We start from the raw sequence: 22,470 nt of genomic DNA, 5'->3' as shown, positions 1-22,470 counted from the left end.
CGACTGTCCACGCACAGGCCATCACCTTCGCGAGCCGCTATTCTCCAACCAGCGCGCGCATATCGACCTTGCGCGCGTTCGCCGTGCTACGGCGTTTCGCCAGCCACATCATGAATGTAATGAAGGTGCCGAACACGACGATGATCCACGGCACCGGCAGCTTCGCCGTGAGCAGAATCGCGTACAAACCGAGCATCAGCAGCACCGCGAGATTCTGGTTGAAATTCTGCACGGCAATCGAATGGCCCGCTGAGAGCAGCGTTGCGCCGCGATGCTGCAGCAGCGCATTCATCGGCACGATAAAGAACCCCGACAGCGCGCCGAGCAGAATCATCAGCGGATAGGCGAGCACGATATAAATCGGCGCAACAAAGGGACCGACGCGAATGCCCATGCCTGGCGGAAACAGTCCCTTGCTATAGAACGCCATGCCGATTGCGACCGCGCCGGTAATGATGCCGATCGGCAGCACCTTCAGCGAACTGCGCAGCGGCACCAGCGTCGCAGCCGCCGCCGCGCCCACCGCAATACCGAGCCCCGTAATGCCTTGCATCACAGCCGCTTTCGATAGCGACAGTCCAAGGTTCACATCCGCCCACTTCAACACCAGCAACTGCAGCGTGACCGCGCCACCCCACATCAGCGTGGTGACCCACAGCGCGATTTGCGCGAGCTTGTCGGCCCACAGCACGTTGAAGCAATGCGTGAAATCGCCCACCAGTTTCTTCGGCTCCTTGAGGCGATTCGGATAGCGCGCGCCCGTGTCGGGAATCCCCACATTGATCGCAGCCGCGATCGCATAGGTCAGCATCACTGCCAGCATTGCCAGATCGGCTGCGGAATGAATCAGTGGCAGCCGGGCATGCGTTACGAAGTTGGAGGCGTACGTGCTGATCAGCGCGCCGCCCAGCATGGTCCCGACGATCGTCGACAGTACTGTGGCCGACTCCAGCCATGCGTTTGCCGTGATCAGCCGGTCGGGAGGCAGCAGTTCGGTCAGGATGCCGTATTTGGCAGGCGAGTAGGCCGCCGCGCCGAAACCGACCACGCCGTACGCAATCATCGGATGCACGCCGGCAATCATCATCAGGCAGCCGCTGGCCTTTAACGCGTTCGAGACGAACATCACATGACGCTTTTGCAGCGCGTCCGCGAACGCACCGACGAACGGCGCCAGCAACACGTACGAAACCGTGAAGAAGATCTGCAGCAGCGGCGTCACCCACGCGGCCGAGCGGATGACCGAGAGCAGCGCGATCGCCGCGATCAGCAGCGCGTTGTCGGCGAGCGACGACACGAACTGCGCCGCGATGATCGTATAGAAGCCTTTTTTCATTAAGCAGTTCGGGATGCTGCGCGAGGGTCGTGCGCCAAAAGCACGCCGGTACGATGAAAACGATACCGGTGCGGCCTGACGCTTTGTAGCATGAAGCGGCGTCGCATGCAGGCGCAGCGTTAGCGGATACTGGCCAGCCGGACGGCCGCGCCAAGAAAAAAAGCGGCCGAAGCCGCTTTGCACATGCTGCAGCGCGTGTTACGGCCTCAGGCCGCTGGCTGCTTCGTGCGGCTGTAGCGCGACAGGATCGGCACCATTTGCGCGTACAGCTTCGGGTTGCCCGCGACGACTTCGCCGATATGCAGGAACTCCGAATCGCCCGTGTAGTTGCCCACCAGACCGCCAGCTTCGGTGATCAGCAGGCTGCCGGCAGCCATGTCCCACGCATGCAGGCCCTGTTCGAAGAAGCCGTCGAGGCGGCCCGCGGCGACGTTCGCCAGATCCAGCGCAGCCGCGCCCGGGCGGCGCAGGCCGGCGCAGGCTTCGGTCATTTCCTTGAACAGACGCCCGTACGACTCGAGGCCGTCGGTTTCGCGGAACGGGAAGCCCGTGCCGATCAGGCCGTCGGCGAGGCGGTCGCGGCGGCCCACGCGGATGCGGCGGTCGTTGAGGAACGCGCCGCGGCCGCGCGAGGCGGTGAACAGGTCGTTGCGGTTCGGATCGTAGACGACGGCTTGAGTCACGATGCCCTTATGCGCCAGAGCGATCGACACGCAGTAGTACTGGAAGCCGTGGATGAAGTTCGTGGTGCCGTCGAGCGGGTCGATGATCCACTGGTATTCGGACTCGTTGTCCGATTTGCCGGATTCTTCGGCGAGGATGGCGTGATCCGGGTAGGCGGTCTTCAGTGTATCGATGATCGCGGCTTCCGATGCCTTGTCGACCTCCGTGACGAAATCGTTGTGCTGTTTCTTGCTGACCTGGACCAGGTCGAGATCGAGCGACGCCCGGTTGATGATCTGCGCGGCGCGGCGCGCGGCCTTGACGGCGATGTTGAGCATGGGATGCATGAGCCTGGATCCTTGTGCCGGGGCAGCGCGGCTGCTTACCGGTAATGAACTGTAAATGCGCTGCCACTACGCAGCTGAAACAACACGGAACGACCGTTTGACCGGCGTTCCGTCGACGGAGACGAATTGAATAAGAACGAGGCGCTCGTGCAAAGACGGCGCGAATAGCCGTGATTTTACCCGAGTCCGGGGCTCTACGGCAGCGCAGCATCCGATGCGGGTAGGTTTTGCGCGCCGGTTGGCGCTACCATAGGGGCCTTTAGCCCCCTATTTTTATCGTGGCCCAACCCCACAATCCGTCTTCGTCTTCTCTGCCGTCCTCCGGGATCTGCGGCCCGGACAGCGCTGCGCCTGTGCGCGGCGGCTTCACGTCGACCCGCTTCGTGCTCGTCGAGCCCAGTCATCCCGGCAATGTCGGCGCCGCAGCGCGTGCGCTGAAAACCATGGGCTTCTCGCGTCTCGTGCTGGTGGCCCCGCGCGTGCCGCATGTGCAGTCCGATCCCGAAGCGATCGCCATGGCGAGCGGCGCGGACGATGTGCTGGCCGGCGCGCATGTGGTGCCGACGTTGGCGGATGCGCTCAATGGCGTGCACTGGTCGGTGGCGCTGACGGCGCGCTCGCGCGAATACGGCCCGCCGCAGTTCGCGCCGCGCGCGGCTGCGGGGCAGGCGCGCGAACATGCTGTGCACGGTGATATCGCACTGGTGTTCGGCAATGAGCGCACGGGGCTGTCGAACGAGGACGTCGAGCGTTGCAGTGTGCTCGCGCATATTCCGGCCAATCCGGCATATAGCTCGCTCAATCTGGCGCAAGCCGTGCAGGTGCTGGCGTATGAGTTGCGCACCGCGTATCTCGGCGCGGGCGGGGCTGCGGGCGCCGTTGCTGGCGGTGGCGGGAGCAGGGCTGGCGCTAATGTTGGCAACGGCGTGAACACTGACTCCGAAGGGCTAGTAGCTCAAGGTGCCGCGGCGCACGGCTCGCTCGCGCCCAGCGATGAAATCGAAGGCATGTTTGCGCACCTCGAAAGTGCGCTGGTGGCGCTCGAGTTTCACGATCCGCATAACCCCAAGAAACTGATGTCGCGCCTGCGGCGTCTTTTTGCCCGTTCCGGGCTCGAGCGCGAAGAGGTGAATATTGTGCGCGGCATCGCGAAGCACATCCTGTTGAAGGTGAAGCAGCCGGACGACGGCGCGTCCTGAGGACGGGGCGCGCCTGTCCCACTGCGCATCCTGAGCATGCGCGCCGACCTCTCGGCGCGCATTGACGACCTTGCCGCGAACGGGGGCATCCAGCAGGTTGACGCAATCGCCCCTACAATTCCCCAAAACGTTCTAAGCAAAGCTGCCGGTCTGCTAACGGCAGCGCTCCGTCGTGCGCCGCCATGCGGCACCCGGCCCCACGTCCCCACGAAAGCGTCACTGCCATGTTCACGAGACTTCGCGAAGACATCGCCACGATCCGCGAGCGCGATCCCGCCGCCCGCAGCGCCTGGGAAGTGCTCACGTGTTATCCCGGTCTGCATGCGCTCGTGCTGCACCGGCTCGCGCACGCCTGCTGGCGGGCGCAACGCCGCTGGCTGGCGCGTTTCGTGTCGCAGATGGCGCGCTTTCTGACCGGCATCGAGATCCATCCGGGCGCAACCGTCGGTCGCCGGGTGTTTATCGATCATGGCATGGGCGTCGTGGTCGGCGAAACGGCGGAGATCGGCGACGACTGCACGATCTATCAGGGCGTGACGCTGGGCGGTACCTCGCTCACGCGCGGCGCCAAACGGCATCCGACGCTCGAGCGCGGTGTGATCGTCGGCGCGGGCGCCAAGATACTCGGTGGCTTCACGATTGGCGCGGAGGCGAAGATCGGTTCGAACGCAGTGGTCGTCAAGCCGGTGCCGGCAGGCGGCACGGCAGTGGGCAATCCGGCACGGGTGATCATGCCCGTAGCGCCCGCACGCGAGGCTGCTGGTCCTGATCGTGATTGCGACAAGAAGGCCGCGGTGCGCGGCGCATTCTGTGCCTACGGCATTACGCCGAATGCGGACGATCCGGTTTCGCTCGCCATTCACGGTCTGATCGATCATGCGGCGACGCAGTCGCAACGCATCGACGAAATCGTCGCAGCGCTGGAGCGGCTCGGTACGCGTCTCGAAGCGCTGCAGGGCGCAGACGCGGCGTTGCTCGATCTGCGTCGCCTGTCCGCAGCGATCGCGGGGCGCGTGGATGGGGTAGCCGTTGAGAGCTAGTCCCGCGCTCAATCGGAAGACTGACGCAGCGCCTAGTCCAGGGGGAGGGCTCTCAGCCCATCGGCGTCGATCCGCAAATACCCGCCTCGGGGTTCGCCGTGATCGAGGTCCCAGTCCGGCAGTACCCAGCGCGTACCACCCGGCTCGCGATGCCGTGCCGGCCGGTGCGTGTGGCCATGCACGATGGTTGCCGTCCCCGTCTCCCTGAACAACGCAGCTACACCTTCCTGCGTCACGTCGTATTTCGGCGAGACCGGCCGCGCGCGGCTCTCCTGACTCGCCGAGCGCATCCGTTTGGCCAGCGCATGGCGCCATCTGAATGGCCAGGCGAGAAACAGCATTTGCGCGAAGCGGCTGCGTGCAACGCGGCGAAAACGGATGTACGCATGATCGGCGGTGCACAGCGCGTCGCCATGCGCGAGCGTGATGCGTGCGCCGAATGCGGTGATCACGAACGGGTCGGGCAACCAGATTGCGCCGGCCGCTTTCATGAAGCGCTTGCCGAGCAGAAAGTCGCGATTGCCGTGCATGATATAGAGCGCGATGCCGCGCTCGGACAGCGTGTGCATGAGCGTCGCCATACGCGCGACGAACGGATCGCTCAGCATGTCGTCGCCGATCCAGTATTCGAACAGGTCGCCGAGGATAAAAACCGAATCGGCTTCTTCAGCCGTGATGCGGATGAAGTGTTCGAACGCGGCGACCGTGCGAGGAATGTCCTCGCTCAAATGCAGGTCTGAGATGAGAAACAGCGGGCGTGCGCCATGCGGGCGTCTGCCCTCGCCTGGCCCGCCCGCGGCGACGCTTCGCAGCGGCGTTTCTTGCAGCATTGAAGGTTGCCTGATTTCAGTTGCAGTTAAATGCTTCGCCGAACTGCGCGCTGTGCGCCAGCGTGTTGTTGCCAAACCCAGGGCCGCAGCTGAACCCGCGACCGCAACCGCTGACGCACGGCCCGTTGCTTATTCGACGATGACCGCTTTCTCGATGATCACGTCGTCCGCCGGCACGTCCTGATGGAAGCCCTTCGAACCCGTCTTCACCTTCTTGATCTTTTCGACGATGTCGAGGCCGTCGACCACTTTGCCGAACACGGCGTAACCCCAGCCTTGCGGCGTCGGCGACGAGTGATTCAGAAAGTCGTTGTCGTTCACGTTGATGAAGAATTGCGCCGTCGCCGAATGCGGATCGTTGGTGCGCGCCATCGCGATCGAACCGTTGACGTTCTTCAGACCGTTGTTCGCTTCGTTGGTGATCGGCGCTTCGGTCGGCTTTTGCTTCATGCCGGGTTCGAAACCGCCACCCTGAATCATGAAGCCGTCGATCACGCGATGGAACACGGTGTTGTCGTAGTGACCGGCCTTCACGTAGTTGAGGAAGTTCTCAACCGACTTCGGTGCCTTCTCGGCGTCCAGTTCGAGTTTGATGACGCCGTGATTCGTGTGTAGTTCGACCATGATGGGATCCTTTGATGAACAGGAGGGTGAAAGGCGCGGCGCATCGCATGGTGGATGGGGCCGCGCCAGGGGCAGTGGTGTTGCAAGGGCGACCACGGACTGCATCGCCGGCGGGTGCGCTTGCTAACCTGTGTTCTTGCCTGCTTGTGTCTCTATGCCGGTCTGCTTATTTGCTGACGATCGTAGCCGATTCGATCACGATCGGCGTTTGCGGTACGTCGGACATCGGGCCGCGCGTCGTGGTCGGCGTGCCTTCGATCTTCTTCACCACATCCATGCCGGAGGTGACCTTGCCGAACACGGCGTAGCCGTTGCCGTCCTGACCGGGATAGTCGAGGCCGGCGTTATCCGCCGTGTTGATGAAGAATTGCGAGGTGGCCGAATCCGGGTCGCTGGTCCGTGCCATGGCGATCGTGCCGACGACGTTCTTCAGGCCGTTGCGGCTTTCAAGCTGGATCGGCGCGCGAGTCGGCTTTTCTGCATAGCTCTGCGTGAAGCCGCCACCCTGGATCATGAAGCCCGGAATCACGCGATGGAAAATCGTGCCGCTGTACTGGCCGGATTTCACATAGTCGAGGAAGTTCGCGACGGTCTTCGGCGCCTTCTCGGGGTACAGCTCGACGCGGATATCACCGTCAGTGGTCTTGAAGAGCACGGACGGATGCGTCGCCGGCGTGGCGGACTGGGCAAAGGCGGGTGCGTTCGCGATCAGGGCGGCGCTACCGAGCGCCAGCATCAACCATTTCATGAAGATCCTCAGGGTGGAAAAAAGCGTTGGCGATGAGTGTGCGATACGGATACGCATAGTTATTGCGACGGCGCCATATAAGGCGGCAGGGCGAGCGAGCCATTCGAGCCGCCGAACTGGAAGCTTGGCGAGTTCGTGATGTTCGGCATGACGGGCGTCGCGTCCTCTTGCGGTGCGGCAACCTTCTTGACCGGCTGCGCCGCACTCTTTGGCGGCGAGACGATCTTCTGGATGTCGGCGAGGCGCTGCTTCGTCGGCCCGCTTGCCTGGCCCAGGTCCTGCGAGCGCTGGTAGGCGGAGGCCGCGAGGCGCAGGTACAGGTCGCCGAGATTTTCGTAGGCGAGACCGTAGTTGGGGTTCGCCTTGGTCGCGGTTTCGAGTGCCGCGCGTGCTTCCGAATAGCGCCCGTGCTTCGCGTACAGCGCCGCAAGGTTGTTATACGGCTCCGGCAATTCCGGGTAAGTCTGCGTCAGCGCAATGAAGGCGTTGATGGCTTCGTCGTCGCGATTCAGTTGAGCCAGCACCGTGGCGCGCTTGAACTGCGCCTGCGCGTCGCGCGGATTTGCGGCGATGCGGGCGTCGAGCTGGGTGAGCGCGGCGTTCCAGTTTTGCTTTGCAATCAACGCGTCGATTTCCGGCGTGTTGTCGCGCACAGGAGCACCCTGCGGGATCATGGGGGACTTCTGCGCATAGGCAGGCGCGCCCGGCAGCAGCATGACGGCGAGGCCGCACAGGGCCGTGGCGGCGAGGGTCGCGGCGCTTCGCGCGCGGCCGCTGGAAGGTTTCATAGGCTCGGGTCTGGATGTTATACTCCGACCCATTCTAACAAAAGGTCTGCGCGTTCCGTTGAACCGCATACTGTCTTTCGCCACTCGTGGTCGTCCCGCCTTGATCGCAGCCTGACCGCCGCACCCGGTGCACCGGTTTGCTGCTGTATGCGCTACACCTGTTTTGTACTGAGCTTGTACCGGGCCGGTATCAGAAGCGGGCGCGGCGCGCACGAAAAACATTGCGGATTTCTTTCGACCCACGCATCGTCTCTATGGAATCACTGCGCATCTACAACACGCTCGCGCGTGACAAGCAAACTTTCGTGCCGCTGCAAGAGGGCGTCGTACGGATGTACGTCTGCGGGATGACGGTGTATGACTATTGTCACATTGGTCATGCACGCGTGATGGTCGTGTTCGATATCGCGCAACGGTGGTTGCGCACGCTCGGTTACAAGGTGACCTACGTGCGCAACATTACCGATATCGACGACAAGATCATCCGCCGTGCCGTCGAAAACGGCGAGACGATCAAGTCGCTGACCGATCGCTTCATTGCCGCACTGCATGAAGATGCGGATGCGCTCGGCATCGAGCGTCCCGATCTCGAACCGCGCGCAACCGACTACATTCCGCAGATGCTCGACATGATCGGCAAGCTGGAAGCAAACGGCTACGCCTATCAGGCGAGTGATGGCGATGTGAATTACGCCGTGCGAAAATTTTCTGGCTACGGCAAGCTATCGGGCAAGTCGCTCGAAGATCTACGCGCAGGCGAGCGTGTGGCGGCCAACGACGCGAAGCAGGATCCGCTCGATTTTGTCCTGTGGAAACAGGCCAAGCCGGAGGAGCCTGTGGACACGGGTTGGGACTCGAAGTACGGCCGCGGCCGTCCCGGGTGGCACATTGAATGCTCGGCGATGGGCTGCACGCTGCTCGGCGATCATTTCGATATTCATGGCGGCGGGCAGGATCTGCAGTTTCCGCACCATGAGAACGAAATCGCGCAAAGCGAAGGCGCGACAGGTCAAACGTTTGTGAATTACTGGATGCACAACGGGTACGTTCAGATCGACAATGAGAAGATGTCGAAGTCGCTCGGCAACTTCTTCACGATCCGAGAAGTGCTCGCGCAGTACGATGCCGAGGTGGTGCGTTTTTTCATTGCGCGGGCGCACTACCGTTCGCCGCTGAACTACAGCGACACGCATATCGACGACGCGCGCAACGCCCTCACGCGTTTGTACACGTCGCTGAAAGACGTGAGCCCGGACGGCGCCGAACTCGACTGGAACGAAGCGCATGCGCAACGTTTCAGGGCGGCGATGAACGACGACTTCAACACGCCGGTTGCAGTGTCGGTGCTGTTTGAGCTGGCAAGTGAGGTAAACCGCACGCGCGACGCCGCGCTGGCCCGACAACTGCGTGCGCTTGCGCGCATCATCGGACTGCTGGGCCGTGAGCCGCGTGCATTCCTGCAGCAGGCTGCGGGTAGCGTGAGTGATGGCGCGCTCGAGCCCGCCGCGATCGAAGCGAAGATCGCAGCGCGCGTGGCCGCCAAGCAGGCGAAGGACTATGCGGCAGCAGACCGGATTCGGGCCGAATTGCTCGAGGCTGGCGTTGCACTTGAAGACAAACCCGGCGGGTTGACCGAGTGGCGGCGCGTGTGAGCGCACCTCGTACTTCCCTTTGATCGACTCGCCAGGCAGGAGGCAGGATGGCAACGGCCACGAAGACGCCGTCTAAACGGGCTGCGTCTAAAACAGGCGCGGCAGCTGCAGTGAAATCGACTCGCGCGCGTAACGGCAGCGCGATCAAAGCGGTGCCCGCCGCGGCGAAGGTCGCCGCCAAGGCAGGTAGCGCCGCGAAGAACACCCCGGTGAAGCGCGCGCTCAACGGTGCGTCAGCGCATGCGCCGAAGCTCGCGAGAGGCGCAAAAGCATCGCGCACAACACGCGTGAAAAATCATGCTGGCAATGGTGCCGTGCCGGCAGAACTCGCCGGCGACGTACAGGAACTCGCGCGCGACACGCTGCATGAAGGTGAAGTCGTGCGCAAAACGCGTGCATTGGACGACGCGGAAGTCGCCGTGCCGGTGCAGGTTGGCGGTCTCACGCCGGAAGTCACACGCCCCGACTACTGGGACAAGGCGTGTGCGGATCTCGTCAAGCGCGATCGCATTCTCAAGAAACTGATTCCGAAGTTCGGCCCGGTGCATCTGTTGAGCCGCGGCGATCCGTTCGTGACGCTCGCGCGCTCGGTGGTGGGGCAGCAGATTTCGGTGGCTTCGGCGCAGGCGGCGTGGCATCGCGTCGAAAGTGCGTGTCCGAAGCTCGTGCCGCAGCAGTTCATCAAGCTGGGGCAGGACAAGCTGATGGCGTGCGGCCTGTCCAGGCGCAAGGCGGAATACATTCTCGATCTGGCCGAGCACTTCGTTTCGGGCGCCTTGCACGTCGGCAAGTGGACCACGATGGAAGACGAGGCGGTGATCGCCGAGCTCACGCAGATCCGCGGTATCGGCCGCTGGACCGCGGAGATGTTCCTGATCTTCAATCTCTCGCGTCCGGACGTCCTGCCTCTGGACGATCTCGGCCTGATCCGCGCCATCAGCGTCAATTACTTCAGTGGCGAACCCGTCACGCGCAGCGAGGCGCGCGAGGTTGCTGCGAATTGGGAGCCGTGGCGCACAGTCGCCACCTGGTATATGTGGCGTAGTCTTGATCCATTGCCGGTCGACTATTAATCTGCCACGACCTGATTTGATGTCATGTGATGTGAGGCTACCCGAGACTATCGGTTTCGCGAATTCGATAGTTTCGAGGTAGTTTTGACAGCGGCGGTCGCGGTTAGAATACGCGCTGCCTGGTAAGTCCAAGGATTACAACCAATGAAGACCACTTTTCTGGATTTCGAGCAGCCGATCGCTGAACTCGAAGCGAAGATCGAAGAATTGCGCTTCGTGCAGGACGATTCGGCCGTCGATATTTCGGAAGAAATCGATCGGCTCTCCAAGAAGAGTCAGCAGCTCACCAAAGATCTGTACGCAAACCTGAGCCCGTGGCAGGTTTCGCAAATTGCCCGTCATCCGCAGCGTCCCTACACGTTCGACTATGTGAGCGAACTGTTCACCGATTTCCACGAACTGCATGGCGACCGCGCGTTTGCGGACGATCTGGCTATTGTCGGCGGTTTTGCGCGCTTCAACGGCCAGGCTTGCATGGTGATCGGCCACCAGAAGGGCCGCGATACCAAGGAACGCTCGCTGCGTAACTTCGGCATGCCGCGTCCGGAAGGCTATCGCAAGGCCGAACGCCTGATGCGCCTCGCCGAAAAATTTGGTCTACCGCTCTTCACGTTCATCGATACGCCGGGTGCTTATCCTGGCATCGGCGCGGAAGAGCGCGGCCAGTCGGAGGCCATCGGCCGTAACCTGTATGTGATGGCCGAGCTGAAAACGCCGATCATCGCGACGATCATCGGTGAAGGCGGTTCGGGCGGTGCGCTTGCCATCGCGGTGGGCGACAGTGTGCTGATGCTGCAATTCTCGACCTATTCGGTGATCTCGCCAGAAGGCTGTGCCTCCATTCTCTGGAAGAGCGCGGCGAAGGCGCCGGAAGCGGCCGAAGCTTTGGGCCTCACAGCGCATCGTCTGAAGGCACTTGGCCTGATCGACAAGATCGTCAACGAGCCGCTCGGCGGCGCGCATCGCGATCCGAAGGGCATGGCTGCCATGCTGCGCCGCGCGCTGGCCGATTCGCTGCGTCAGTTCCAGGGCATGAGCGTTCCGGACCTCCGTCAACGCCGTTTCGAACGGCTGATGGCGTACGGCAAGTTCAAGGAAACGACGCCCGGCGCATAAGCCGGCCCGTTCTTCAATCGAAGGCGCTCCGCGCCTCGCCGCCGTGACCGATACCGCTGACTCTCCCGCCGACCGCCTCGTACTCGAGGCGGTCGGCGCGGCGCTTTCCGCGCTGCCTGCACGACCTGCGCTGGCTGAAGGCGCGCGCGTTGCGGTGGCGTTTAGCGGCGGTATCGACTCCAGTGTGTTGCTCGACGCCGTGGCTCGCGTCGCGGGACCGTCGCGCTGTGTCGCGCTGCATGTTCACCACGGCCTTAGTCCGCACGCAGATCAGTGGCTTGCGCATTGCGAGGCGTTCGCGCGTGAGCGTGGCATCGCGTTCGCGGCAGCGCATGTCAAAGTCGCCCATGAATCCGGTGTGAGCGTCGAGGCGGCCGCGCGTGATGCGCGGTATCGTGCGCTCGATGCGCTGTGCGCGCAGCACGGCGTGACGACGTTGTGGCTCGCCCAGCACGCCGACGATCAGGCCGAAACGGTATTGCTGCAGTTACTGCGTGGCGCCGGGCTGGCGGGCCTCGCGGCGATGGCGCCTGAATACCTGCCAGCGGGCGCTGCGGTGACCCGCGTGCGACCGCTTCTGCATCTGTTGCGCGCGCAACTTGAGCAGTACGCGGTGGCGAGAACGCTCACGTGGGTCGACGACGAATCGAATGCCGACACTCGCTATGCGCGCAATGCGCTGCGTCATGATGTGTTGCCGGAACTGGCCGTCCACTTTCCCGGTTATCGCGATGCGTTGGCGCGCACGGCGGCCCACGCGGCATCCTCACAGCGTCTGCTGGACCGACTGGCGCGTATCGACATGGAAGCGGCTTCGTGCGACGGCGACCGCGTGCTGTCACGCGACGCCGTGCTCACACTCGACGACGACCGCGCGCTTAACCTGCTGCGTTTCTGGATGCGATCACTTGGCTTGCCGGCCGCGTCGACGGCGCGTCTGTCCGACGCGCTGCGGCAACTGCGCGAGGTCGGCGAGGCGCATAGCTTGCGCGTCGATCACGCCGGCCAGGCGCTGCGCAGCTATCGTGGGCAGATTTACTGGGAAGCAGGCGATAGCGCCGAGGCCGCCGACGAAACAGCGCTTGTGGCGCGCGCGGTCAGCCAATTTGCCTGGCAGGGCGAATCGATCTGGCGTCTGCCGCAATGGCGCGGCACCTTCGTGTTTGCCGAGGCGAATGCTGAAGATCCCTGCGCCGTGCCCGTCGCGCTTTTGCTTACGGCGCCGTTGTCCGCGCGCTCGCGCAGCGGCGGCGAGCGCATGCGCAACAACGCGCAGGGCCCGAGCCGTACGCTCAAGAATCTGTTCCAGGAGCAGGGCGTGCCGGCATGGAAGCGGGACGTGCCGTTGCTGTACGCGGGAGACGTGCTGCTGTTCGTACCGCTGCTCGGTGTCAACCACGCGGCTTTACCAGCGAAGGCCGATGCCGCTGACACCCTTGCCGGCGCGCCCTCGGCCGACGCTGCGTTTGCCCGCGGCCCGTACGTGCGGATCGACTGGCGCGAGGATCTGCTGATCGCCTGACCGACCGGTCGGGCGCGCTGGCCGAAGCACCGCTTTGGCGCTAAAGAACCGCCGTCGACGTGTCGAAAGCAGGCGTAACCCCTTTGCACACAAGCCTTTGCATCGCCCATTACCGGCATTTTGGCTTGTCTTTTTACGCCTGATCGGGTACGTTAACATGCTTGCCCGAAGCCGCTATTGCCGTCATTTTGATGCGCTTTTGCTGTTTTCCGGCCGTTTTCTGTGTTTCCCGGCGACCATAAGCCACCGGGGAGCCGCCAGCCAGCGGCCTTTGGCGATTCCTCGCGGGCAAATCCGCGCGTGCTGCACGTGCGCTGCATCTACGCCGCCACCCTCACACTTCGCCGTCGTTCCTGAAACGTTGAGCTCTTGTGCTTCGGTGCGGTCGTCTCCAGCGCGGCAGCGCGGTTACTTCTCCAGTTCAGAACGACAATGGCACTCATCGTACATAAATACGGCGGTACTTCGATGGGCTCGGTCGAGCGCATCAAGAACGTCGCGAAGCGCGTCGCGAAATGGCACAAGGCTGGCCACAAGATGGTCGTGGTGCCCTCGGCGATGTCCGGCGAAACGAACCGCTTGCTCGGTCTCGCGAAAGACATTTCGGCCCAGCCGAGCCCACGCGAGCTAGATCTGATTGCCGCCACCGGCGAGCAGGTCAGCTCGGGGCTGCTCGCCATTGCGCTGCAGGAAGCGGGCGTCGACGCGGTCAGCTACGCCGGTTGGCAAGTGCCGATCAAAACCGACAGCGCATTCACCAAGGCACGCATTAGCGAAATCGACGGTGAGCGCGTGATGCGCGATCTCGAAGCGGGCAAAGTGGTGGTGATCACGGGCTTCCAGGGCGTCGACCCGGACGGGCATATCACCACGCTCGGCCGCGGCGGTTCGGACACATCGGCGGTGGCCGTTGCTGCTGCGCTGAAGGCAGATGAATGTCTGATTTATACGGACGTGGACGGTGTCTACACCACCGACCCGCGCGTGGTGGAAGAAGCGCGTCGGCTCGATCGCGTGACGTTTGAAGAAATGCTGGAGATGGCGAGCCTGGGTTCGAAGGTGTTGCAGATCCGCTCGGTGGAATTCGCCGGCAAATATCAGGTGAAGACGCGCGTATTGTCGAGCCTGACTGATCCGCTGATCCCGCTCGAAGGTGAAATGACTTCGGGCACCCTGATTACTTTTGAAGAAGACGAGACCATGGAAAAAGCAGTCATCTCGGGCATCGCGTTTCAGCGCGACGAAGCACGTATCGCCGTGATGGGTGTACCCGACAAGCCCGGCATCGCTTACCAGATCCTCGGACCGGTGGCGGACGCGAATATCGACGTCGACATGATCATCCAGAACCAGAGCGTCGAGGGCAAAACGGCCTTTACGTTCACGGTGGGCCGCGGCGACTATCAGCGCGCCATGGAGATCCTCACGGGTCAGGTGAAGGACCATGTGAAGGCCGAACAGGTGCTGGGCGATCCGAAGGTGTCGAAGGTTTCGGTGGTCGGCGTCGGGATGCGTTCGCATGTGGGTATCGCGAGCACGATGTTCCGCACGCTGTCGGAAGAGGGCATCAACATTCAGATGATCTCTACCTCCGAAATCAAGATCTCGGTGCTGATCGACGAGAAGTATATGGAGCTCGCCGTGCGCGCGCTGCATAAGGCGTTTGAGCTGGATCAGGCGTAATTTGCGTTGAATGGTGGGACGCTCTCGGGTACCCCATTTACGCTTTGTGCCATCCGCGCGACGGATGTGAAGAATTTGCGTCGTTGGTGACGAATCTGGCACAAAAAGTGTTCCCGAAACATTGACCTTCGTGGTTCGGCCCGCTATTATCTTGGCTTCGTCGCGCTGACTCCCTGCGCGACCGAAAGTTTGGGAGACGTGGCCGAGAGGTCGAAGGCACTCCCCTGCTAAGGGAGCATCTGGGCCAAAACCTGGATCGAGGGTTCGAATCCCTCCGTCTCCGCCAGCAATGGCGGCGGAACCCCAAGAGATCGCGGTCTCTTGGGGTTTTGTTTTTTCTGCGGCCGTTTTTGATCGCTTCCGATTTGAATCTTTGAATGAGCGAATCCTGCTGAGTTGTGCGTAGTTGGTGCGGTATGAAATTCAGGCCGTCCTTCAGGTGTCGAATATGCTTCGGATGCCGAATCAATAACGATTGGGTCTGTAGCCAGATCGTTAGTATTAAAAGAAGCAGGGCATAAGCGAACGCTACCTGACGCATGCTTTTAAGCATCCCGAACCCCGAAACCTGTCTGGCAGGTGTTACCGGCAGGCCCGCTTTTCACCGAATCTTCGTCGCTTGTAACGAGACGTAACGTAGCGGTTCAAGGTGCGATTTTATGCATCAGTTCTTACAAACTTGAAATACGCGCGTCCTTACCTTGCGCTATATTCCGGTCAACAACACACCACTTGTGAAAAAGGTGATTCTATGAAGTCCGCTCGTCTTGTTCCGCTTCTGGTCGGGGTTCTCGCGTTAGGTGCGTCAGGTGTCGCAATGGCTGGCGTGAGCGTAGGGGTCAACATCGGTATTCCGGCGCCGGTTTATGTCGCTCCGGCACCGGTCTACGCGCCGCCTCCGCCGCCCGTCGTTTATCAACCTGCGCCGGTGTACTACGGTGGCCCGGCCATCGTGATCGGCTGGCACGGCGACCGTTACTGGGACGGCCATCGCTACTGGGCGCGTGACGACTGGTATCGCCATCACGGCGGTTACGGCGGCGGCTACCATGACCATGGTGGTTATCACGACCACCGCTATTGATCCGGTCGCGTAGCGTTCTAGCGCCGAAAGTAAAAAACCGCCCTCTGGGGCGGTTTTTTTGTTGTTACGCGCCAACAGCCGCGTTATTCGGCGATAGCAGCCATGCCGCCAACTACCGCGTTAAAGCCGCTGTCGACGTGCAGCACTTCTGCCGTCACCCCGGCCGCCAGGTCCGACAGCAGGAACGCGGCCGAATTGCCGACCTGTTCGATCGTCACATTGCGCTTGAGCGGCGCATTGTCTTCGACGAAATCGAGAATCTTGCCGAAGCCCTTGATACCGCTTGCCGCCAGCGTCTTGATCGGACCGGCGGAAATGCCGTTGACGCGCACACCCTTGGCGCCGAGCGAAACCGCTAGGTAACGCACGCTCGCTTCGAGCGAAGCCTTGGCGAGACCCATCGTGTTGTAGTTCGGAATCGCGCGTTCGGCGCCGAGGTACGTCAAGGTCAGCAAGGCGGCATCTTTCGACAGCATCGGCAGCGCTGCTTTGGCGAGCGCTGGGAAGCTGTAGGCGGAAATATCGTGCGCAATGCGGAAGTTTTCGCGCGTCATGCCGTCGAGGAAGTCGCCGGCGATCGCTTCACGCGGCGCAAAGCCGATGGAGTGGACGAGGCCGTCGAGACTATCCCAGCGTTCCTTCAGCGAAGTAAAGAGCGCTTCGATCTGCGCGTCGTCACCCACGTCGCAAGGAAACACCAGGTCGCTGCCGAATTCCGTTGCGAACTCGGTGATGCGGTCCTTGAAGCGGTCGCCGACATACGTGAACGCCAGTTCTGCGCCTTCGCGCTTGCACGCCTGTGCAATGCCGTATGCGATCGAACGGTTCGACAGCAAGCCGGTCAGCAAGATTCGTTTACCAGCGAGGAAGCCCATGAATTCTCCTAATGAAGTCAACGCGCCGCGAGCTCAGATGTGCGGGATCGCGCGGGATTATTAGGTAGAATTCTCTCACATTGCAACCTCCCACTGACCAATAAGGCCCCCATGACAACTGGCTCGCCACGGATTCAAGCGCCTCGGGCACGCAGGCGCGCCATGGTGGAAAGAATCTCGCGGGTCTGTTCGCACGGTGTACGGGGAGGTTTCGCGGCGGCGCTGCTTTTGCTGGCGGGGGCTACCGCGGCGTTGTTGGGGGCGCAGCCGGCGTACGCATCGTACGGGATTGCACAGTACGGCGATCCGAAATATCAACCCGGTTTCAAGCACTTCGACTACGTCAATCCGGACGCGCCGAAGGGTGGCACACTGGTGCTGGGCAATCCGGACCGGCAAACCAGTTTCGACAAGTTCAACGCGTTCACGTTGCGCGGCAATGCGGCGCCAGGAACTGGCTTTCTGTTCGAGAGTCTGCTCGCCGGCAGTTCGGATGAAGTGGCATCGGCATATGGCCTGCTGGCCGATGACGTGCAGATTGCCCCTGATCGCCGCTCGGCCACGTTCCACATCAATCCACGCGCGCGCTTTTCGAACGGCGATCCGGTGACCGCCGCGGACGTCAAATACTCGCTCGATACGCTGAAAAGCCCGCAGGCTTCACCGGCATATGCCGCGTACTTCGCTGAGATCACGCGCGCAGTGGTGGTGGACCGCCTCACGATCCGCTTCGATTTCGATGAGCCGCACCGCGAGTTGCCGTTGTTAGCGGGCGCCATTCCGGTGTTTTCTCCCAAATGGGGAGCGAAGCCGGACGGCAGCCATATTCCGTTCGATCAACTGACATTTGAAAAGCCGATCGGTAGCGGTCCTTATCTGATCGAGCAATACGACAATGGCCGCACCATCACTTACCGGCGCGATCCGAATTACTGGGGCGCCGATTTGCCGGTTCGGGTGGGTACCTACAACTTCGACCGCATCGTGTACAAGCTGTATTCGGATGACACGGCGCGCCGCGAAGCATTCAAGGCCGGAGAATACGACGCGTTTGTCGAGTATGTTGCGCGTAGCTGGGTGAGACGCGACGTTGGCAAGAAATTCGATAGCGGCGAGCTGATCAAGCGCGAATTCCCGCAGCACAACGGCACCGGCATGCAAGGTTTCATTATCAACACCCGGCGGCCGCTCTTCCAGGATGTGCGCGTGCGCAAGGCGCTCGACCTCGCGCTCGATTTCCAATGGCTCAATCGCCAGCTTTTCTACAATCTCTATACACGTATCGACAGCTACTTCGTCAACACCGACCTGCAGGCAACGGGGCTGCCGTCAGCAGGCGAACTCGCTCTGCTCAACCCGTGGCGAGCCCAGCTCGATCCGGCGGTGTTCGGGCCACCGCCGAAACAGCCGGACACGGATCCGCCCAGTTCGTTGCGCGCCAACCTGCTCGAGGCACGAGCGCTGCTCGAGCAGGCCGGCTGGACCTATCGCGATGGGGCATTGCGCAATGCCAAGGGACAGCCGTTCCAGTTCGAGATTCTCGACGATTCGGCCTCGGCCACCTCGATGGAGCCGATCGTCGCTACATTGACACGCAATCTGCAGAAGCTCGGCATCACCGCGAAATTTCGCACCAGCGATTTCGCGGTCTACCAGAAGCGTCTTGATTCGTTCGACTTCGACGTAACGACTATCCGGATGCAGGACGTTCAGGTGCCGGGTACGGAGGAGGTCGACCGGTACGGCAGCAAGTCAGCCGATACCCCCGGCTCCAGTAATCTGATAGGCGTCAAATCGCCGGCAGTCGACGCCATCCTGCGCTCGCTGGTGCAGGCGCAGACGCGCGATCAACTCGTCGATGCTACCCACGCGCTCGACCGTGTGCTGCTGCATGGCTACTATGTGATTCCACAGTGGTACAGCGCGGTTCACCGGGTCGCGTTCAGACGTGAACTCGCCTGGCCGCAGACCTTGCCGCTGTACTATGCTCCGGATGACTGGATCACCTCGACGTGGTGGTTCAAACCGCAGAAGTGAAGCGGTCCGCCAGGTTCTGATCCGTCATTTCAACGTCTCACGTTAGCGCACCGGAAAACGCCACCATGTGGAGCTACATCCTCAAACGCCTGCTGTTGATGATCCCGACCTTGCTCGGCGTGTTGACGCTCACGTTCGCTGTGATCCAGTTTGTGCCCGGCGGCCCGGTTGAACAGATGGTGCACGAATTGCGCAGGGGCAACGAGAACGGCGCACCGTTCGGGCTACGCGCGCATAACGGCGTCGACGCGCAGGAGGTTGCACAGCTCAAGGCGCTCTACGGCTTCGACAAGCCGCCACTCGAACGCTACGGGCTGATGCTCAAACGCTTCGCGACCTTCGATCTCGGGCAAAGCTATTTCCGTCATCAAAGCGTGTGGTCGCTGGTGGTCTCGAAGCTGCCGGTGTCCATCAGCATCGGCGTGTGGACTTTCTTGCTCACGTATCTGATCTCGGTGCCGCTCGGTATCGCCAAGGCAATCCGCAACGGCTCGCACTTCGATTTCGTCACCAGCCTGATCGTGCTGATCGGTTACGCGATTCCTGGTTTCGTGCTCGGTGTGCTGCTGCTCGTACTGTTCGGCGGTGGCTCTTTCCTGCAACTATTTCCGCTGCGCGGTCTCACCTCCGACAACTGGGCTCAACTAAGCGTCGGCGCAAAGATACTGGATTACCTGTGGCACATCACGCTGCCGATCATTGCCTCGGTAGTAGGCAGCTTCGCGGTAATCACGATGCTGACCAAGAACGCCTTCCTCGACGAGATCCGCAAGCAGTACGTACTGACTGCACGAGCCAAGGGTCTCTCCGAGCGGCGCGTGCTATGGAAGCATGTGTTTCGCAATGCCTCGCTGCCGTTGATCGTCGGTTTTCCGGGCGCGTTTATCGGCGCGTTCTTCACCGGCAGTCTCCTGATCGAGACGCTGTTCTCGCTCGACGGCCTCGGCCTGCTGTCGTATCAATCGGTCGTGCAGCGCGACTATCCGGTGGTGCTCGGCACGCTGTACCTGTTCACGCTGATCGGGCTAGCCACCAAGCTGATCTCCGACCTCTGCTACGTCTGGGTCGATCCTCGCATTCAATTCGAACAACTGGAGCGCTGACTTGAGTCGAGCCCGCACCCGAGCCGAGCTGGCGCCGCGCAACGAGCCCGTGCGCGCGTTTATCTCGCCGTCGCCCGCGCGCCGCGTCTGGCAGCGCTTTCGCAAGCAGCGCCTCGGCTACTGGAGTCTGATCGTATTCGTCGTCGCCTTTGCGGTGAGTCTCGCGGCGCCGCTATGGTCGAACGACAAGCCGCTCGTGGTCCGTTACGACGGGCATCTGTATTTCCCGTTGTTCAACACCTATTCGGAGATCACCTTCGGCGGCGATTTTCCGACGCCTGCCGATTACCTCGATCCCTACGTGCGCGACCGTTTCAGCAAGCCGGGCAATTTCGCGGTCTATCCTCCGAATCCGTATTACTACGACACGCTCAACTATTTCTCGAAGGCGCCCAATCCCGCGCCGCCTTCACATGACAACTGGTTCGGCACCGACGACCGCGGCCGCGATCTGCTGGCGCGCCTCGTTTACGGGTTTCGCGTGTCGGTCGAATTCGCGCTGGTGCTCACGTTGATCGGCACGGTTCTCGGTATTTTCGCGGGCGCGGTGCAGGGCTTTTTCGGCGGCAAGACCGACATCATCGGGCAGCGGCTCATAGAAATCTGGAGTGCGTTGCCCGAACTGTATCTGCTGATCATCTTCGCGTCGATCTTCGAACCGGGCTTCATCCTGCTGATCGTGCTGCTTTCGCTATTCGGCTGGATCGGGTTGTCCGACTACGTACGCGCGGAATTCCTGCGCAATCGCACCCAGGACTATGTGCGGGCGGCGCGGGCCATGGGTTTGTCGAACTGGCAGATCATGTGGCGTCACGTTCTGCCCAATAGCCTGACACCGGTCATCACGTTTCTGCCGTTCCGCATGAGCGGTGCGATCCTCGCGCTTACCAGCCTCGATTTTCTCGGTCTCGGCGTACCGTCGCCGACTCCGAGCCTCGGCGAACTGCTTGCCCAGGGCAAGGACAATCTCGACGCATGGTGGATTTCGTTGTCGACCTTCGGCGTGCTGGTTGCGATGTTGCTGCTGCTGACCTTCATGGGCGATGCGCTGCGCAATGCACTCGACACCCGCATCTCCGATGCCATGCGCGCTGGAGGTAACCAGTGAGCGAACAGACGATGCATGGCACGCCGGGGCCGCTGCTGGAGCTCGATCACCTGCACGTGACGTTCGGCGACACTGTCGCAGTGAACGACGTCACGCTCGCAATCGAACGTGGCGAGCGCGTAGCGCTGGTCGGTGAATCGGGATCGGGCAAGAGCGTCACTGCGCTGTCGATCCTGCGCTTGCTGAACGATGCCGAGGTGAGCGGAGCGATCCGCTTTAACGGCGAGGATCTGCTCGCAAAGAGCGAACGCGAGATGCGTGGTCTGCGCGGCTCAGCTATTGCGATGATCTTCCAGGAGCCGATGTCGGCGCTCAACCCGCTCTATACGGTGGGCGAGCAGATCGCGGAGACGATCGTGATCCACGATGGCGTACCGGCGAAGGAGGCGCGCAAGCGCGCTGTTGCTCTGCTCGCGCGTACCGGTGTCGCGGAGCCCGGCAAGCGGGTCAACAGTTATCCGCATCAGCTCTCCGGCGGACAGCGCCAGCGCGCGATGATTGCGATGGCGCTTGCGTGCCGTCCGCGTCTGTTGCTCGCCGACGAGCCGACCACCGCGCTCGACGTGACGATCCGCGCGCAGATCGTCGAGCTGCTGCTCGAACTGCAACGAGACGAAGCAGAAAAGCGCGGCATGGCCGTGCTGCTGATCACGCACGATCTGAACCTCGTGCGTCATTTCGCGCAGCGCGTGGCGGTGATGGAGCGTGGAGTGCTGGTCGAGAGCGGGACTGTCGAGCAGGTCTTCAATTCGCCGCAGCATCCGTACACGCAACGTCTGCTGCAAAGCCGGCCTGAGCGCACCGTGGTGCCGGTATTGCCGATCTCACCGGTGCTGCTCGAGGCGCGTGACGTCTCGGTCGAATTCAAAACGAAGCTGCCGGGCCTCGGCGGCTGGTTCCGCTCGGGACGTTTCCGCGCGGTTGCCGATGCAACGGTGTCGGTGCGGCAGGGTGAGACGCTCGGCATCGTCGGTGAATCGGGCTCGGGCAAGTCGACGCTGGCGATGGCATTGCTCGGCTTGCAGCGCACCGCGCATGGCGAGATCGAGTTTCAGGGCAGGGCGCTCGCGAGTTACCGCGGACACGAGCAGACGGTCCTGCGCTCCAATATGCAGGTGGTCTTTCAGGACCCGTTCAGTTCGCTGTCGCCGCGCCAGACGATCGAACGGATCGTCGGCGAGGGGCTTGCGTTGCATCGTCCGCAGATGGACGCAGCGGCGCGGCGCGAGAAGGTGATTGCGGTGCTGCGCGAAGTCGGGCTCGATCGCACGGTGCTGTACCGTTACCCGCACGAGTTCTCCGGCGGACAGCGGCAACGCATCGCGATCGCGCGGGCGCTGGTGCTCGAGCCGCGCATCCTGATCCTGGATGAACCCACCAGTGCACTCGACGTCTCCATCCAGCAGCAGGTGCTCAAGCTTCTGGCCGGGTTACAACGCAAGTACAACCTCGGCTTCGTGTTCATCAGCCACGATCTGGCGGTAATCGGCGCGATGGCGCACCGGGTCGCGGTCATGCAGAACGGTATGATCGTGGAATCGGGGGAGGTTGAGCAGATTTTTGCGACGCCCGCCCATCCTTACACTCGAAAGCTTCTGCAAGCGGCGCTCGTGGACTGAAATTCACCAATTGGGTGCGTGTC

Annotated in this window: 19 protein-coding genes and 1 tRNA gene; 13 read left to right on the top strand and 7 right to left on the bottom strand. The window is 62.0% G+C overall.

Translation table 11 applies throughout. The features are described from left to right. Positions 1 to 37: 37 nt before the first annotated feature. Both lplT and P3T24_RS08285 read right to left on the bottom strand, forming a co-directional pair. Positions 38 to 1,336 (bottom strand): lysophospholipid transporter LplT, encoded by a 1,299-nt coding sequence (gene lplT / locus P3T24_RS08290; protein ID WP_429404616.1) that lies wholly within the window; start codon positions 1,334 to 1,336, stop codon positions 38 to 40. Positions 1,337 to 1,542: 206 nt separating this feature from the next. Beyond that, a complete protein-coding gene (locus P3T24_RS08285) occupies positions 1,543 to 2,346 on the bottom strand; it encodes an inositol monophosphatase family protein (RefSeq protein WP_074264211.1) in 804 nt (267 codons plus the stop codon). A 311-nt stretch (positions 2,347 to 2,657) separates the two neighbouring features. On the opposite strand from P3T24_RS08285, the gene P3T24_RS08280 reads away from it, so the two are divergent. Together P3T24_RS08280 and cysE are read left to right on the top strand one after the other, a co-directional pair. After that, a complete protein-coding gene (locus tag P3T24_RS08280) occupies positions 2,658 to 3,545 on the top strand; it encodes an RNA methyltransferase (RefSeq protein WP_429434287.1) in 888 nt (295 codons plus the stop codon). 224 nt (positions 3,546 to 3,769) lie between these two features. Beyond that, positions 3,770 to 4,585, top strand: a complete 816-nt coding sequence (gene cysE, locus P3T24_RS08275; RefSeq protein ID WP_429433685.1) for a serine O-acetyltransferase — start codon at positions 3,770 to 3,772, stop codon at positions 4,583 to 4,585. Between the two features lie 32 nt (positions 4,586 to 4,617). Here the strand turns inward: cysE and P3T24_RS08270 are convergent, their stop codons facing one another. The 4 genes from P3T24_RS08270 to P3T24_RS08255 form a co-directional block, all read right to left on the bottom strand. Then, a complete protein-coding gene (locus tag P3T24_RS08270; protein ID WP_074264213.1) occupies positions 4,618 to 5,415 on the bottom strand; it encodes a UDP-2,3-diacylglucosamine diphosphatase in 798 nt (265 codons plus the stop codon). A 129-nt stretch (positions 5,416 to 5,544) separates the two neighbouring features. Further along, on the bottom strand, positions 5,545 to 6,039 hold the full coding sequence (locus P3T24_RS08265; RefSeq protein ID WP_074264214.1) for a peptidylprolyl isomerase: 495 nt from the start codon (positions 6,037 to 6,039) through the stop codon (positions 5,545 to 5,547). A gap of 166 nt (positions 6,040 to 6,205) precedes the next feature. After that, entirely contained in the window at positions 6,206 to 6,787 is a 582-nt protein-coding gene (locus P3T24_RS08260) for a peptidylprolyl isomerase (RefSeq protein ID WP_429287143.1), read from the bottom strand. Positions 6,788 to 6,846: 59 nt separating this feature from the next. Then, entirely contained in the window at positions 6,847 to 7,575 is a 729-nt protein-coding gene (locus P3T24_RS08255; protein ID WP_429433682.1) for a tetratricopeptide repeat protein, read from the bottom strand. Positions 7,576 to 7,829: 254 nt separating this feature from the next. Here P3T24_RS08255 and cysS point away from each other — a divergent pair, with 254 nt between their 5' ends. The 7 genes from cysS (at position 7,830) to P3T24_RS08220 (ending at position 15,705) form a co-directional block, all read left to right on the top strand. Further along, positions 7,830 to 9,227, top strand: coding sequence for a cysteine--tRNA ligase (gene cysS, locus P3T24_RS08250; protein WP_074264217.1), 1,398 nt, complete (start codon positions 7,830 to 7,832; stop codon positions 9,225 to 9,227). A 47-nt stretch (positions 9,228 to 9,274) separates the two neighbouring features. Further along, positions 9,275 to 10,300: a DNA-3-methyladenine glycosylase family protein gene (locus P3T24_RS08245; protein WP_074264218.1), complete on the top strand. Its 1,026-nt coding sequence runs from the start codon at positions 9,275 to 9,277 to the stop codon at positions 10,298 to 10,300. Between the two features lie 144 nt (positions 10,301 to 10,444). Further along, the gene (locus P3T24_RS08240; protein WP_074264219.1) at positions 10,445 to 11,416 is read left to right on the top strand and encodes an acetyl-CoA carboxylase carboxyltransferase subunit alpha; all 972 of its coding nucleotides are present in this window, start codon (positions 10,445 to 10,447) and stop codon (positions 11,414 to 11,416) included. 43 nt (positions 11,417 to 11,459) lie between these two features. Further along, on the top strand, positions 11,460 to 12,938 hold the full coding sequence (gene tilS / locus P3T24_RS08235) for a tRNA lysidine(34) synthetase TilS (protein ID WP_429433678.1): 1,479 nt from the start codon (positions 11,460 to 11,462) through the stop codon (positions 12,936 to 12,938). A gap of 432 nt (positions 12,939 to 13,370) precedes the next feature. Continuing rightward, the gene (locus tag P3T24_RS08230) at positions 13,371 to 14,621 is read left to right on the top strand and encodes an aspartate kinase (RefSeq protein WP_074264221.1); all 1,251 of its coding nucleotides are present in this window, start codon (positions 13,371 to 13,373) and stop codon (positions 14,619 to 14,621) included. 192 nt (positions 14,622 to 14,813) lie between these two features. Then, positions 14,814 to 14,907, top strand: a tRNA-Ser gene (locus tag P3T24_RS08225). 465 nt (positions 14,908 to 15,372) lie between these two features. Continuing rightward, the gene (locus tag P3T24_RS08220) at positions 15,373 to 15,705 is read left to right on the top strand and encodes a hypothetical protein (protein ID WP_074264222.1); all 333 of its coding nucleotides are present in this window, start codon (positions 15,373 to 15,375) and stop codon (positions 15,703 to 15,705) included. 83 nt (positions 15,706 to 15,788) lie between these two features. Here P3T24_RS08220 and fabI read toward each other — a convergent pair whose 3' ends face one another. Then, on the bottom strand, positions 15,789 to 16,580 hold the full coding sequence (fabI, locus tag P3T24_RS08215) for an enoyl-ACP reductase FabI (protein WP_429404624.1): 792 nt from the start codon (positions 16,578 to 16,580) through the stop codon (positions 15,789 to 15,791). 111 nt (positions 16,581 to 16,691) lie between these two features. Here fabI and P3T24_RS08210 point away from each other — a divergent pair, with 111 nt between their 5' ends. The 4 genes from P3T24_RS08210 to P3T24_RS08195 all read left to right on the top strand — a co-directional run bounded on the left by P3T24_RS08210 (position 16,692) and on the right by P3T24_RS08195 (position 22,447). Continuing rightward, positions 16,692 to 18,617, top strand: coding sequence for an extracellular solute-binding protein (locus P3T24_RS08210; RefSeq protein WP_429404626.1), 1,926 nt, complete (start codon positions 16,692 to 16,694; stop codon positions 18,615 to 18,617). Positions 18,618 to 18,682: 65 nt separating this feature from the next. Beyond that, complete coding sequence (locus P3T24_RS08205; RefSeq protein ID WP_074264225.1) at positions 18,683 to 19,720, top strand: microcin C ABC transporter permease YejB; 1,038 nt, start codon at positions 18,683 to 18,685, stop codon at positions 19,718 to 19,720. A gap of 1 nt (position 19,721) precedes the next feature. Next, positions 19,722 to 20,828: an ABC transporter permease gene (locus tag P3T24_RS08200; protein WP_429433675.1), complete on the top strand. Its 1,107-nt coding sequence runs from the start codon at positions 19,722 to 19,724 to the stop codon at positions 20,826 to 20,828. 11 nt (positions 20,829 to 20,839) lie between these two features. Continuing rightward, positions 20,840 to 22,447: an ABC transporter ATP-binding protein gene (locus tag P3T24_RS08195; protein WP_429434284.1), complete on the top strand. Its 1,608-nt coding sequence runs from the start codon at positions 20,840 to 20,842 to the stop codon at positions 22,445 to 22,447. Positions 22,448 to 22,470 lie beyond the last annotated feature (23 nt).

The sequence above is a fragment of the Paraburkholderia sp. GAS33 genome (assembly GCF_050436645.1).
Taxonomy (GTDB): domain Bacteria; phylum Pseudomonadota; class Gammaproteobacteria; order Burkholderiales; family Burkholderiaceae; genus Paraburkholderia; species Paraburkholderia phenazinium_B.
Note: the sequence above shows the minus strand (reverse complement) of the source record. Positions and strands in the feature narration are given on the sequence as shown.

What these genes read in the sequence shown, in the direction of transcription:
- cysS (WP_074264217.1), top strand. Translation starts at nt 7,830, where the DNA reads ATGGAATCACTGCGCATCTACAACACGCTCGCGCGTGACAAGCAAACT.
- P3T24_RS08240 (WP_074264219.1), top strand. Translation starts at nt 10,445, where the DNA reads ATGAAGACCACTTTTCTGGATTTCGAGCAGCCGATCGCTGAACTCGAA.
- P3T24_RS08285 (WP_074264211.1), bottom strand. Translation starts at nt 2,346, where the DNA reads ATGCATCCCATGCTCAACATCGCCGTCAAGGCCGCGCGCCGCGCCGCG.
- lplT (WP_429404616.1), bottom strand. Translation starts at nt 1,336, where the DNA reads ATGAAAAAAGGCTTCTATACGATCATCGCGGCGCAGTTCGTGTCGTCG.
- P3T24_RS08230 (WP_074264221.1), top strand. Translation starts at nt 13,371, where the DNA reads ATGGCACTCATCGTACATAAATACGGCGGTACTTCGATGGGCTCGGTC.
- P3T24_RS08210 (WP_429404626.1), top strand. Translation starts at nt 16,692, where the DNA reads ATGACAACTGGCTCGCCACGGATTCAAGCGCCTCGGGCACGCAGGCGC.
- P3T24_RS08260 (WP_429287143.1), bottom strand. Translation starts at nt 6,787, where the DNA reads ATGAAATGGTTGATGCTGGCGCTCGGTAGCGCCGCCCTGATCGCGAAC.
- P3T24_RS08205 (WP_074264225.1), top strand. Translation starts at nt 18,683, where the DNA reads ATGTGGAGCTACATCCTCAAACGCCTGCTGTTGATGATCCCGACCTTG.
- P3T24_RS08195 (WP_429434284.1), top strand. Translation starts at nt 20,840, where the DNA reads ATGCATGGCACGCCGGGGCCGCTGCTGGAGCTCGATCACCTGCACGTG.
- P3T24_RS08245 (WP_074264218.1), top strand. Translation starts at nt 9,275, where the DNA reads ATGGCAACGGCCACGAAGACGCCGTCTAAACGGGCTGCGTCTAAAACA.
- fabI (WP_429404624.1), bottom strand. Translation starts at nt 16,580, where the DNA reads ATGGGCTTCCTCGCTGGTAAACGAATCTTGCTGACCGGCTTGCTGTCG.
- P3T24_RS08270 (WP_074264213.1), bottom strand. Translation starts at nt 5,415, where the DNA reads ATGCTGCAAGAAACGCCGCTGCGAAGCGTCGCCGCGGGCGGGCCAGGC.
- P3T24_RS08220 (WP_074264222.1), top strand. Translation starts at nt 15,373, where the DNA reads ATGAAGTCCGCTCGTCTTGTTCCGCTTCTGGTCGGGGTTCTCGCGTTA.
- P3T24_RS08255 (WP_429433682.1), bottom strand. Translation starts at nt 7,575, where the DNA reads ATGAAACCTTCCAGCGGCCGCGCGCGAAGCGCCGCGACCCTCGCCGCC.
- cysE (WP_429433685.1), top strand. Translation starts at nt 3,770, where the DNA reads ATGTTCACGAGACTTCGCGAAGACATCGCCACGATCCGCGAGCGCGAT.
- P3T24_RS08265 (WP_074264214.1), bottom strand. Translation starts at nt 6,039, where the DNA reads ATGGTCGAACTACACACGAATCACGGCGTCATCAAACTCGAACTGGAC.